Source organism: Aquimarina sp. I32.4, assembly GCF_002924285.1.
Lineage (GTDB): Bacteria > Bacteroidota > Bacteroidia > Flavobacteriales > Flavobacteriaceae > Aquimarina.
On sequence record NZ_PGUB01000110.1, the window covers coordinates 1 to 13,387 of the forward strand.

General features: G+C 32.7%; 13 protein-coding genes and 1 pseudogene. 10 read left to right on the forward strand and 4 right to left on the reverse strand.

Going from position 1 to position 13,387, the window contains the following annotated elements:
- Nucleotides 1–498: pseudogene (locus CVD18_RS18525) on the reverse strand (hypothetical protein); the annotation flags it as partial.
- A 98-nt stretch (nucleotides 499–596) separates the two neighbouring features.
- Between CVD18_RS18525 and CVD18_RS18530 the strand changes: the two are divergent.
- Nucleotides 597–2,210 carry a S9 family peptidase gene (locus tag CVD18_RS18530; protein ID WP_103867004.1) on the forward strand — a complete coding sequence of 538 codons (1,614 nt, stop codon included), beginning with the start codon at nucleotides 597–599 and terminating at the stop codon, nucleotides 2,208–2,210.
- Nucleotides 2,180–2,737, forward strand: a complete 558-nt coding sequence (locus CVD18_RS18535) for a S9 family peptidase (RefSeq protein WP_103867005.1) — start codon at nucleotides 2,180–2,182, stop codon at nucleotides 2,735–2,737. The genes CVD18_RS18530 and CVD18_RS18535 overlap by 31 nt, the downstream gene beginning before the upstream one ends.
- On the opposite strand, the gene CVD18_RS18540 is transcribed toward CVD18_RS18535, so the two are convergent.
- Complete coding sequence (locus CVD18_RS18540) at nucleotides 2,715–3,254, reverse strand: N-acetyltransferase (RefSeq protein ID WP_103867006.1); 540 nt, start codon at nucleotides 3,252–3,254, stop codon at nucleotides 2,715–2,717. The genes CVD18_RS18535 and CVD18_RS18540 overlap by 23 nt on opposite strands.
- A 71-nt stretch (nucleotides 3,255–3,325) precedes the next feature.
- On the opposite strand from CVD18_RS18540, the gene CVD18_RS18545 reads away from it, so the two are divergent.
- The 3 genes from CVD18_RS18545 (at nucleotide 3,326) to bioA (ending at nucleotide 6,506) form a co-directional block, all read left to right on the forward strand.
- Entirely contained in the window at nucleotides 3,326–4,477 is a 1,152-nt protein-coding gene (locus tag CVD18_RS18545; RefSeq protein ID WP_103867007.1) for a pyridoxal phosphate-dependent aminotransferase family protein, read from the forward strand.
- Between the two features lie 77 nt (nucleotides 4,478–4,554).
- Entirely contained in the window at nucleotides 4,555–5,175 is a 621-nt protein-coding gene (gene bioD / locus CVD18_RS18550) for a dethiobiotin synthase (protein WP_103867008.1), read from the forward strand.
- 65 nt (nucleotides 5,176–5,240) lie between these two features.
- On the forward strand, nucleotides 5,241–6,506 hold the full coding sequence (bioA, locus tag CVD18_RS18555; protein WP_103867009.1) for an adenosylmethionine--8-amino-7-oxononanoate transaminase: 1,266 nt from the start codon (nucleotides 5,241–5,243) through the stop codon (nucleotides 6,504–6,506).
- Between the two features lie 2 nt (nucleotides 6,507–6,508).
- Here the strand turns inward: bioA and CVD18_RS18560 are convergent, their stop codons facing one another.
- Nucleotides 6,509–7,528: a hypothetical protein gene (locus tag CVD18_RS18560; RefSeq protein WP_103867010.1), complete on the reverse strand. Its 1,020-nt coding sequence runs from the start codon at nucleotides 7,526–7,528 to the stop codon at nucleotides 6,509–6,511.
- Nucleotides 7,503–7,952: a cytochrome c oxidase assembly factor Coa1 family protein gene (locus CVD18_RS18565; protein ID WP_103867011.1), complete on the reverse strand. Its 450-nt coding sequence runs from the start codon at nucleotides 7,950–7,952 to the stop codon at nucleotides 7,503–7,505. Before CVD18_RS18565 ends, CVD18_RS18560 begins: the two co-directional genes overlap by 26 nt.
- A 126-nt stretch (nucleotides 7,953–8,078) precedes the next feature.
- Here CVD18_RS18565 and CVD18_RS18570 point away from each other — a divergent pair, with 126 nt between their 5' ends.
- From CVD18_RS18570 to CVD18_RS18590, 5 genes are all read left to right on the forward strand, one after another.
- A complete protein-coding gene (locus CVD18_RS18570; protein WP_103867012.1) occupies nucleotides 8,079–9,242 on the forward strand; it encodes a beta-ketoacyl synthase N-terminal-like domain-containing protein in 1,164 nt (387 codons plus the stop codon).
- Nucleotides 9,243–9,524: 282 nt separating this feature from the next.
- The gene (gene bioB, locus CVD18_RS18575; RefSeq protein ID WP_103867013.1) at nucleotides 9,525–10,640 is read left to right on the forward strand and encodes a biotin synthase BioB; all 1,116 of its coding nucleotides are present in this window, start codon (nucleotides 9,525–9,527) and stop codon (nucleotides 10,638–10,640) included.
- Nucleotides 10,641–10,723: 83 nt separating this feature from the next.
- Nucleotides 10,724–11,596 (forward strand): cupin-like domain-containing protein, encoded by an 873-nt coding sequence (locus CVD18_RS18580; protein ID WP_233194590.1) that lies wholly within the window; start codon nucleotides 10,724–10,726, stop codon nucleotides 11,594–11,596.
- A gap of 246 nt (nucleotides 11,597–11,842) precedes the next feature.
- On the forward strand, nucleotides 11,843–12,850 hold the full coding sequence (locus CVD18_RS18585; RefSeq protein WP_158250502.1) for an AraC family transcriptional regulator: 1,008 nt from the start codon (nucleotides 11,843–11,845) through the stop codon (nucleotides 12,848–12,850).
- A 92-nt stretch (nucleotides 12,851–12,942) separates the two neighbouring features.
- Entirely contained in the window at nucleotides 12,943–13,242 is a 300-nt protein-coding gene (locus CVD18_RS18590; protein ID WP_103867015.1) for a hypothetical protein, read from the forward strand.
- Nucleotides 13,243–13,387 lie beyond the last annotated feature (145 nt).

The following is a 13,387-nucleotide window of genomic DNA, read 5'->3' on the forward strand; positions in this document are numbered from 1 at the left end:
TCTAGGTAATTCCCTGTTTCCTTTGCCAGATTCAAGAAAGAAAATATCATCACTCTCTACAATACCTTCAAAACCATTAGGAACAGCCCCTTCAAAGGCACTTAATATCTTATGCCGCCAGTCAAATGAAGTTTGGAGACAGATACCTGTCTGTTCAGCACATTTCTTTATCGAATTGCCTAATAGCATATGGTACAAATAAACACTAAGCAAGTTCCCCTTTTTTAAACCAAAAGTAACTTTACCTGTAGTTTCCCTAAAATACTTCTTGCACGATTTACAAAAATAACGTTGCACACCATTAGCCTTGCCATTTGCACGGATATCGATGTCTTGACAATTAGGGCAATGTAGTGACTGGATTTGTTGCACCTCGGAATGAACAGTATACAAGTCAGGCTCTGAAGGATCGACCATAGATAATAGCTCCCTAATTACGGTCTCACGACCCAATTCATCTAGGCTTTTGAAAAATTCTGTGAAAGATTCTGGTACCATTTGCACTTGTTTTAAAACAAAGATAACTAGTTAAGTCGTATTATAGAATATAGCTTAAAAAAAAGAAAGGAAAGGATAAAGGAGTATATCGATATGATGTGTCTTCAAGCTCAAAAATAGCCATCGATACAGTAAGCTACTGTTATGATAAATTAGCAGTACATAAGGATGGTTCCCAATTTGCATATCTAGCAGCTCAAGATTCTACAGCAACAGATTCTTTGAGGTTTGAATTGTATTATTATAAAAATGGTAAACAGCAAAAAATAGTAAGTAAAGCAGATAAGAATTTGAAGAATAATTGGTTGTTGAGTAAAGATCAGGCCCCTTTTTTTTCTGACAATGGAGATAGATTATATTTCTATTCTAAACCAGCGGTTGTGTATGCACAAGACACTACATTGCTCAAAGATGAAATACCGCAAGTAGATGTTTGGACTTGGCAGGATAAATTAATTCAACCAGAACAAAAATCTAAATTCGAAGAGCTTACAAAAAAAGCATTTATATCTTATTATAATACAGAATCAGAAAAATATGTTCATATTCAGGATAAGGAAATTGAGAACCTTATTTTTGATCAAAATAAACAACAACAATTTATAATAGGATCATTAACCTCTCCCTATGATATCAAACGTTCTTGGGATTATCCTTGGACAAAGGATTTCTATGTAATTGATACCAATACAGGAAATAAAAAGATATTTCTTAAAAATAAGGGAACTCAACCTATTCTTTCTATAGATAATCAATATGTGTTGTATTATGATATGGAAGAACGACACTGGTTTTCTATAAATTTGGAAACTAGAAAAAAAGTAAACCTCACCAAAAAATTGAATGTAGCGTTCTATGATGAAGATGATGATCGCCCTGCATTACCCTCTGCATATGGGTTTGGAGGATTTGATTCAAAAGGAGACGCCTTACTCTATGATAAATTTGATGTTTGGAGAGTTACACTTTCGGGAAAAGGAGACCCTGTGAATATTACCCAAAACGGAAGAAAAAAGAATATCAGTTATAGAACAGAAATGTTGCATGCAGAAAAACAAGATCAAGCCTCTTATATTAATAAAGAACTATTGATTACAAGTTTTGATAACAAAACAAAAATATCAGGATTATATACCTTGAGAAAAGGAAGGTTAATAGAAAAGATCAAGCCGTCAGAATATAAAATTAATAGATATAAAAAGGCAAAAGACGCAGAAGTTTTTGTTTATAGTAAACAAAACTTCTCTACATTTCCTGATTTATATGTTACGACAGATACTTTTCAAACAGAAGATAAGATTACAGCAGGAAATACACACCAAAAAGAATATAAATGGGGAACAGCAGAATTGTTCTCATGGAAAACGTATGATGGTAAAAAATTAGAAGGGATTGTTTATAAGCCAATAGACTTCGATCCTTCTAGAAAATATCCTTTGATCACTTATTTTTATGAAAAAAGTTCAGACGGTTATCATAATTATTATGCTCCTAGGCCCAGTGCTTCTATAGTAAACCCTTCATATTTGGTAAGCAATGACTATATAATGTTTGTGCCTGATATTGTATATAGTGAGGGTAAGCCAGGAGCCAGTGCATACAATTGTATAGTATCGGGGGTAGAAGCCCTAGAAGAATTAGGATATATAGATAAGGATAATATAGGGATACAAGGACAAAGTTGGGGGGATATCAAGTTGCATATCTGGTGACAGTTACTAATAAGTTTAAAGCAGCGATGGCTGGTGCTCCTGTAAGTAATATGACTTCTGCTTATGGCGGAATCAGATGGAAAACAGGATTGAGTAGAGCATTTCAATATGAGCGAACACAAAGTAGATTAGGAAAAAACCTGTGGGATGGATTTGATCTTTATATAGAAAACTCACCGCTTTTTGGTATCCCTAAAATAGAAACCCCTTTGTTGATGATGCATAATGATAAGGATGGTGCTGTGCCCTATTATCAAGGTATAGAGATGTTTATGGGAATGCGTAGATTGCAAAAACCAGTATGGCTGTTAGTCTATAATGAGGAAGCTCATAACCTGAAGAAGGTAAAAAATAAACAAGATTTATCAATTCGCATGATGCAGTTTTTTGATCATTACTTAAAAGGTAAGCCTGCTCCCAGATGGATGACAAAGGGAGTCCCCAGAGTGCAAAAAGGTAAAGATTTTGGGTATGACTTAGATTCAGAAGAAATAACCCCAGGTGTTATGTCCAGTCCCAATAAATAAGATGCCACTTTGTACCATTACATTCATATTGGATTAATGTTTTGAATCCAATAGCAAAATGTGCTTGCAAAGAGCGTGTGTTACTTGTTGCGACCTCGGTAATCAATAAACGATAGTTCTTATGTAGTTCATTTTTCATACGTGTATATAGCCCCCTGAAAACACCTTGTTTTCTAGATACTTTATCAATACAAATTTGCCCCATTATTATATAGGGTACATTAGATGGTAGTTGATCATCAATCACAGTAAACATTGGTTTCAGGGTATTGATATCATTTTTAAAATCTTTATGCATACACAAGGCATATCCAATCACCTTATTTTCTTTTTTTGCTATAATATGAGGTTGTCGATAATTCATTTTTTTTAAAATAGCCAAATCATGTTGTACAGTAACAAAACCTTCTTTTTCAATTTCTATTTGAGAAATTGAAATTGGTAAATTATACTGCTGTAGCATTATGATTTGTTGTAACTCTATATCAGTAGTAGCAACGGTATAAATAATACTCATGATTGTTAATTGGATTATATCCTATGAATATAAAAAATATAAAGACTATTTGTTTTATTTTTGAAAACATTATGCAATTGCCAGAAAAACTTCAGAAAAAACTTCAGGATAGAGAGAAAAATAATGCACTCCGCAGGCTTCCTGAACGAGAAAATTTAATTGATTTTTCTTCCAATGATTACTTAGGATTGGCTCAAGAAAAGGATGTTTTTAATGAAGTACATCGATTTCTAGAAGAACAAAATATATGTGAGAATGGGGCAACAGGCTCTCGATTGCTATCAGGAAATCATAAGTTGTATGAAAAAACAGAAACATTACTGGCAAAGATTCATAATACAGAAGCTGCTCTATTGTTTAATTCTGGATATGATGCGAATGTAGGGTTTCTTTCTGCAGTGCTTCAACGAGGGGATATTGTTTTCTATGACGAACTAGTTCATGCTTCGATTCGAGACGGTATCAAAATGAGTAATGCCAAATCCTATAGGTTTGTGCATAATGATCTAAACGATTTACAAAAAAAGATTCACAAGACGAGATTAGACACAAAAAATCATACAGGAGTTGAGGTATATGTAATTACAGAATCAGTTTTTTCTATGGATGGAGACACTCCTGATTTGCGTGGTTTAGGATCATTATGTCAACAGTATAATTGCCGTTTTGTTGTTGATGAAGCACATGCCGTTGGAGTATTCGGAGAATGTGGAGTAGGATTGATACAGCAGTTGGAATTAGAGAGTCAAGTTTTTGCAAGAATCAATACTTTTGGAAAAGCAATGGGATGTCACGGAGCTGTAATTTTGGGATCTGAGAGCTTAAAAAAGTATTTAATAAATTTTGCAAGAAGTTTCATCTATACAACAGGGCTTCCCCCCCACTCTCTTGCAACAATACATGTCGTTTATCAACACCTTCTAGAAACAAATGCAATCAAAAAACTTATAGATAACATCACTTTTTTTAACTATAAAGCCATAGATCTAGATGTAGACTCAAAGTTTATAAAAAGTGATTCCGCAATACATTGTTGTCTCATTTTGGGTAATGAAAATGTGAAGGAAGTAGCATTGCAAATTCAAAAATCAGGATTCGATATAAAACCTATTTTGTCCCCAACCGTACCACAAGGACAAGAGAGATTACGTTTTTGCATACATTCTTATAATTCTACAGAAGAAATATCCAAAGTATTAGAACTACTTGCTACTTTTGTATAACAATACATAAAAAAGTGAAACTATTTTGACCAGGTATTATTCATGTAATAGAATGGAAAAAAAGAATCAAACAAACTATGAATAAAAAGATCTTTGTTACAGGGATAGGTACAGATGTTGGTAAAACTATAGCATCAGCAATTGTAGTAGAAGCATTAGAAGCAGATTATTTCAAGCCAGTACAGGCAGGAGATCTTGAGTATTCAGATACAGATAAAGTGCGGGAGTTGGTTTCTAATCCACAATCAAGATTTCATGGTAACAGTTATGCTTTAAAAACTCCAATGAGTCCCCATGCTGCTGCTGCAATAGACAATATTGTTATTGATGTAGATACAATCAATCTTCCTAAAGTTGATAATCATTTGGTGATTGAAGGAGCAGGAGGACTATTAGTACCTTTGAATGATCGGGACACAATTTTAGATATTATAGAATCTGATTATAAGGTGATTGTTGTTTCTAGACACTATTTAGGAAGTATTAATCATACATTGATGACCCTGCAGATTTTGCAAGAAAAAGGATTTGATGTGTCTATTATTTTTAGTGGAGAAGAACATAAAACTACAGAAAGCATTATAGAAAAAATGACAGGAGTTGCCATAATAGGACGTATTAATCATGAGCCCTATTTTGATAAAATGGTAGTTAAAGAATATGCAGAATTGTTTAAAGATCAACTAATAAAACTATAATTTCATTCAAGTATTTCTTTTATTCTTTTAATTTAAAATTTTCACTTTTGCTTAAACAAGAACTCATGACTTTACAAGAAAGAGATAAAAAACACCTTTGGCACCCCCTTACTCAACATAAGATTCATCCAGAAGCATTGCCCATTGTAAAAGCAAAGGGAGCAGTGCTCTATGGCGAAGATGACAAAACATATATAGACGGTATTGCCTCATGGTATACAGCTATGTATGGGCATTGTAATGATTATATTCTTGAGAAAGTACAACAGCAGATGCAACAATTGGATCAAATTGTATTTGCAGGATTTACTCATGAACCAGCAATTAAACTATCAGAAGCATTAATTAATATATTGCCTGATAATCAAGAAAAAATATTTTTCTCTGATAATGGATCCACGGCAAATGAAATAGGTATTAAAATGGCATTGCAATACCATTTTAATAAAGGAGAAAAAAGAAATACAATTATAGCTTTTGAAGACGGTTTTCATGGAGATACCTTTGGGGCAATGTCAGCTTCTGGTTTATCAGTGTATAATGGTCCATTTGAAGATTTTTTTATCAATGTAATACGTATCCCAACCCCTAGTTTTGACACTATAGATAGTGTTATAAAACAAATACAAGAATGTATAACAACCAATGAGGTAGCTGCATTTATTTATGAACCCTTGGTGCAAGGAGCCAATGCAATGCATATGTATGAGGCTAGATATCTGGATCAGATTCTAGGAATTTGCAAAGAGAATAATGTCATTACTATTGCAGATGAAGTAATGACTGGTTTTGGAAAAACAGGAAAAACATTTGCATCTGATTATATAGAAACCAAACCAGATATTATTTCGCTGTCAAAGTCGTTAACAGCAGGATTTGTTCCTATGGCAGTAACAAGTTGTACTCAAGATATTTATAATGCTTTTTTAGATGATTCGATAGGTAAAGCATTTTTTCATGCACATACATATTCTGCTAATCCAATTGCATGTTCGGTTGCTTTGGCAGCAATAGAACTTTTACAAAGTGAGGAGATTCAAAACAATATAGATAGAATAACAAAGTCTCATAAACAGTTTGATGCTCGAATCAAAAATCACCCCAAGGTGAAGATAACTAGACAACAAGGGGTAATCTATGCATTGGATCTTGATATAGAAATGGATCGATATGGTGAAAAACGCTATGAGATATTTGATCATTTTATGCAAAAAGGAGTTGCATTAAGACCATTAGGAAGTACTGTTTATATTCTAGCACCCTATGTGATAACTCAAGAACAATTAGAGAAAATATATAGTACGATCGATGAATTATTGGAAATTATTTGAAGCTAGATTGCGCTCTGTAAGGCAGTATCAATTTCAGTTTTAAATCTATCCTTATCATCTACAAAAAAAGCAATTTTTTTATACCTTTTTTGTGTTCCATAAAGTCCAATAAGAGTATTCTCTTCTTTTAGAGATAATATCATATTATGGCTTTCAAGCTCACCAAGAGGAGATAGTTTTTTAATACTAGGATCAGTTATAAGTTTGGTGGTAACTTCTATCGATTCGATATCGTTGATGTATACTGTAGTTTCACTTAAGATGCCATATCGTAGATGTAATTTGTCTCCATCAATAACAAAAGGCCTTTTGAGGATAGATTTTAAGAATCCAAAAATCTGGATACCAGAGTATATGCTTAATGAACTTGCAACCCAAGCAACAGTTATATTCCATTTTGATAAGAGTATATGAATTACAGAGGTTTCTATGCCAATAACTAATATAAAAGCCAGTAACAGAGAAATAGTTCCACTATTTTTATGATAGGTATATTCATTATCAGTTAGATCTCTTTTTTTCCAGAAGATAAACCCATAGTAGATAACAGCAAGTTCCATTGCTAGAAATACAGCGATTTTTTTAGGTAATATTTCCAGAGAAGTATCTTTGAGAACAGAAAAGAAATCTACTTCATATTTTGCATTAGTTTTAAATCGTTGTATAACCTTGCGTGCTTTATACAATATAAAAATAATTACTCCCAGTTCTACAAAAGGAAATATCCAGTTTTTTACCCAATGTAATAATGCTTGATGTTCTTTTGGGATAATATAGAAGGCAATGAATAGTCCTAATACAAAAAGCGGAACCGTTGTGGTTCTAGGGACATTTATCTTTTTAATCAATAAAAAGTAAATTATAGGAATTGTAAAAAGCAGATCAGCAGTTATACCAATTGATAACATGTTTGTGTTGGTTTCAAACACTTCTGATTTTGTGATCAAAATCATTGATAAGAAAAGGAGTAGAGGAACTCCAAAAGCTAATAAATTATTACTCGTCTTTGATAATACTGTCATTTTGTTCATAACCTAAGATATCAATTTGTTCATCTGTATCATCTACTATTACATACATTTCAGTATAGGACCATGTGTCATTTTGTTTGGTACCTACTACATATAATTGGGCAGTTCCTTTAGATCCTTTTATAGGGATCGAGATATCCGCAGACCCTATACTATTCTGATAAGATATGTTACCACTCATGATACCATCAGTTTCTATAGGCTCTCCTAAGATCGTCACAACATAATCATCATTATTTATTTTGGCAAGGGCATCTTGATGAGGAACAGATTGTGTAAACAATTCATTTACACCAAAAATAACAGAACCCAAAAAGACAAAAAATAGAATAATAATAGTAAGGCAGCCTCCCAAAGGAACAGCCCAACCCCAATTTCTTGCAAACCAACTTTTTTGCTGTACGTGATCATTCATAGGTGGTATTCTTTGTATATACTAATAAGTAGTCAAAAATGACATTTTGTTACCAAAAATAAGGGATAAATAATATAACTATTGAACAAGATAGAACAAACCCCTACATTTGACAAAAATTAAGAATTGCAACAGATAATATCAATAACCGGAATTTCTTCAATATCCCCTTTAGGAGTATCCTTTGGGGATCGCTTATGGCAACAATATAAAGACACATCACATTGTATTACTTTTGAAGATTTTGGCAGTGAAAAGACTCCTGTAGCATCACTTTTTTCAGAAGAGAAAAATAGGATTGAAGCCCTCAGAAACGAAAGCCCTCATTATACAGAATTAGATAATTCGGTATTGTTTGGAATTTTTGCAGCGCGCGAAGCAGTTAAAAACGCAGGATGGGAAGGAAATTATGATTTTGGAATCAATATAGGTTCTTCACGCGGTGCAACAGGACTTTTTGAAAAATATCATCAAGAATTTCTCAATACAGGTAAATCATCTACACTCAGTTCACCAACTACTACTCTCGGTAATATTTCCTCATGGATTGCTCATGATTTACAAACCAACGGACCACAAATAAGTCACTCAATAACATGTTCTACAGCATTACATGCTATACTTAATGGAGTAGCTTGGTTACAAGCTGGTTTGGCAGATCAATTTTTGGTAGGAGGTAGTGAAGCTCCGCTTACTCCATTTACCATTGCCCAAATGAAAGCCCTCAAGATATATGCATCTAATGATGAAGCAGTGTATCCTTGTCAGGCAATGAATTGGAATAAAAAAAGAAATTCTATGTTTCTGGGAGAAGGTGCAGGAGTAGCATGTATAGAAAAAGGAGTAAAAGAAAATGCCATAGCATTAATAAAAGGAATTGGTTATGCTACAGAACCCCTAAAACATAATATATCTATTTCTACAGAAGCAGACTGTTTTCAGAAATCTATGAAAATGGCTTTGGGAGAAGTTCCTATAAATGATATTGATGTCATAGTATTACATGCTCCAGGAACAGTAAAAGGAGATCAAGCAGAATATAATGCCATTCAAGCAGTTTTTGGGGATACTCTTCCTGCTTTGACCACCAACAAATGGAAAATAGGACATACATTTGGTGCTAGTGGGATTTTAAGTCTCGAACTGGCAGTATTGATGCTGAAACATCAAGATTTTATACCTGTTCCCTTTATGTCCTATGATAAATTTCCTAAGCAATTGAATAAGATTATGATAAATGCTGTTGGTTTTGGGGGTAATGCAGTAAGTATTTTGTTAGAACGGCCATAACCCTATAAAAAGCAATACTATTTACATCTATAATTTGTAGTAATAACAATAGAAATAAAAGACGGAAAAACCTTCTAAAGTATTAAAAAACAGTTGTGTTACGAGTATATTGTGTAGTGTTTGAAAAAAGCAGGCATAATTCGTATCTTGAAGAGCCAGAAAAGTTTTTTAAACTATTTAAAAGGTTTTTAGGAATAAAGTAGTGATATTTGTCAGCAAAGTTTGTAGCTTTTATAGTCAAGAGCAATTCAGATTTTTTTACATTTTAATTATTGATGATTTATGAGCATTATTAGACACGATTGGACAGAACAAGAGATTCTTGGTATTTACAATATGCCTTTAATGGATTTATTATATAAGGCAGCAACAATTCATAGAGAATGTCATGACCCAAATACAGTACAGGTATCTACACTGTTATCGATTAAAACAGGAGGGTGTCCAGAAGATTGTGGATATTGTCCGCAAGCTGCAAGATATCATACCGACATAGAAGGTAACGACTTGATGAGTGTGCGACAAGTAAAAGCTCAGGCACTTCGTGCAAAATCTTCAGGTAGTTCAAGAGTATGTATGGGTGCGGCTTGGCGTAATGTTAAAGATGGTCCAGAATTTGAAAATGTATTAGAGATGGTACGTACAATCAATAAATTGGATATGGAGGTGTGTTGTACTTTAGGAATGATTACTGAAAACCAAGCTCAGCGATTAGCAGAGGCAGGGTTATATGCTTATAATCACAACTTAGATACCTCAGAAGATTATTATAAAGAAGTAATTTCTACCCGTGGATTTGAAGATCGTTTAAAAACGATTGAGAATGTTAGAAAAACCAATGTAACCGTATGTAGTGGTGGGATTATTGGAATGGGAGAAAAAGTTGAAGATCGAGCAGGAATGCTGGTTGCTTTGTCTAGATTAAGCCCACAGCCAGAATCTGTTCCTATAAATTCTTTGGTAGCTGTAGAAGGAACACCAATGGAAGAGCAAGAGCCTGTATCTATGTGGGATATGATTAGAATGGTAGCAACTACTCGAATTGTAATGCCAATAACACAAGTAAGACTTTCTGCTGGTAGAACAGAAATGAGTAGAGAAGGACAAGCGATGTGTTTCTTTGCAGGAGCAAATTCAATTTTTGCAGGAGATAAATTGTTGACAACTCCTAATCCAGATGTACATCAGGATATGGAAATGTTTAAAACGTTAGGATTAAACCCTCAAAAACCTTTTGTTAAAAAAGCACAACCAGAAACAATAGAAGCAGAAAATTCTAAGTTTCACCCTAAAGGAGAAAAACCTAAATGGACAAGACCACAACATACCATTGATAGAAATGAAACGGCAAAACAGAAGAGTAAAGAGATAAAAAAAGAAGCAATAGCAGATAAGTAAATCTTTTACAGAAAAAAATTAAACCTGTAATCTTAAGATATAATTATATAGACTTACTTTTAAAGTACATTTCATAGTAGTCAGTGAAATTGAATTTAGAACAAATACCAAGGGTAAAAACAATTACCAAAGAGAAATTTCTTAAAGAATATGTTCAATTACAAAAACCAGTTGTAATTGAGCAGCTGATTATGGATTGGCCTGCGTATAAAAAATGGGATCTTTCATACATTAATTCTGTAGCAGGAGATAAAACAGTGCCTTTGTATGATGATAGGCCTATTTCATCAGAATTCAAGTTTAATGAAGCTCATACTAGTATGAGAATGAGTGAGTATTTAGGTTTGCTAGAAAAAGGATCAACCAATTATCGTATATTTTTATATAATCTACTTAAGGAGGCACCAAAACTTCAAGATGATTTTAAATACCCTGATGAAATAGGGTTAAAATTCATGAAAAAACTGCCTTTTCTCTTTTTTGGAGGAAAAGGGTCTAAAGTGTTTATGCATTATGATATAGACCTAGCTAATATTCTTCATTTTCATTTTCATGGAGAAAAACAATGCATCCTGTTTCCGCCATCAGAAACAAAATTCTTATATAAAGTACCTCATGCATTAATATCGCATCAGAACATTGATTTTAATGCTCCAGATTTCAATAAATGGCCAGCATTACAACATGCCAAAGGATATATTACAAATTTAAAACACGGTGAAGCATTGTACATGCCAGAAGGATATTGGCATCAGATGACCTATTTAACTCCAGGGTTTTCTATGAGTATTCGTTCTGTATCTAGAAAGACAACCAATTTCATAAAAGCTACCTATAATTTTTTTATAATGAGACATTTTGATAACCTTATGCGCAAAACTAGAGGGCAGAAATGGATAAATTATAAAAATGAAGAAGCAATTCTACGAACCAATAAAAGAAACGGGTATTCATAAAAAGAGTATAGAATGTATATCCTGTAGTATGTTTTATTTGAAATAGTATTAAGAAGTGAAATAAGTTTGCTTTGCCTCTTAAAAATGATTGTAATGAATATTCTCAGACTTCTATTATTAATCAGCGCTTCTCAAGGATTTATTTTTGGAGCAGTCATTTTATAATCCCCATTTTTTAGAACCAAAACCAATAATTATTTAGGGTATTCTGTAGTATTGCTTTCTGTGTTGATGCTGAATATGTTTATGGATAGTATAGGAGTGTTCGATACTTATAAAGAACTAAATATACTTGATGATATAGAATGGGTTTTTCTTTTCCCAGTGATGGTCTTCTTTTATATAACCAAGTTAATCAATAATGATATACATAACAGTAAAAAATTGAAATGGCTATATGTGCCAATTGCGATTTCAATACTCCTTAATATCATTTTTACTATAGAAGTTGACTATGGATTTAACATATTAAACATAGAAGAATATTATTCAATAATATTCGAGATAGAAGAAATAAGTTACTATATGTTTAATCTTCTGTTGATGATATGGTTATATATTCTTATAAAGAAAGCTCCATTAATAGGTAACGAAGAGAATGTAAAATGGGTTCGTTTATTGTGGAGTAGTATGTTTGTAATCACAATTATCTGGATTGTATTAGGTAGTATAGAATTTTTTTGGATAGAAGGAGAATATGTTTTTGAAGGGGTGTTGGTTGTGGTGCTTTCGTTTTTTATATATTGGATTTTTTATAATGGGATTTATCGATTAAAACTAGCCAAAGATCAAAAAGAAATTTTAGAGATATTAAATAAAAAAAACTTCTCCCTTAGAAAAGAGAATTCTGAACATCAAATTGATGAAGAGGTTGAAACAAAGAATAATCATGAGGTTTTAGAAGGATTTTCTAGGGATAATAGATACTTCAAAAAGCTAGAATTTATGTTGTGCGATCAGCATGTTTATAGAGACCCTGATTTGAGCAGAGATCTTGTGGCAGAAGAGTTAGGTATTAGTCCTGGGTATCTTTCTCAGATTGTAAACTCAATAACAGATAAGAATTTTTCGGCATACATTAATTCATTTAGAGTAGAAGAGGTAAAACAAATGATAGTGGATCCTGATTTTCATAAATATAGTTTATTGGCAATAGGATTAGAAGCAGGTTTTAAATCAAAGACTACATTTTATAAAACATTCAAAAAAGAAACAGGGAGTACACCAAGTGAATTTAGAAAAGAACGACAATAAAAGTAAGTCCCGATTTATTAACTCTTAATGAAACGGAACACTCGCATGATTTATCATTTATAGTTTTGATGAAGAATTAAAACTTTAAAAAGATGAATGAGAGAGTAAGAAAAGAAATTTATATTGCATATTGTGTCAAATTTCTTGTTGTTTTTTATGTGGTATTTTGCTTTGCGGCTTGTGAATCAGACGATGATACTCACTATGTAGAAAAATCTAAAAATGGCTTTTGGTTTATAGAAGATAAGGGATACATAATTGAATTTACAGAAGGTAAAGATGTATTGTATACTATATCCTCTGCTGGATGTGCTATTATGGAAACTGATTTTAAGCCTGAAGAATTAGGAGGGTTGCGTATAGAACAGATAAGTGATAATGAACTGTTATGAACCTCAGATCTTTTTGTTTCAGAAATAAAGATGACTAGGTTACAGAATCAAAATGAACTTTGTTTACCAGTAGTTTAGCCCCCAATAAGTTCGGAGTGTTCTTTTAAATTTCAAACTAATACATTTGAGATATGAAATACAAGAA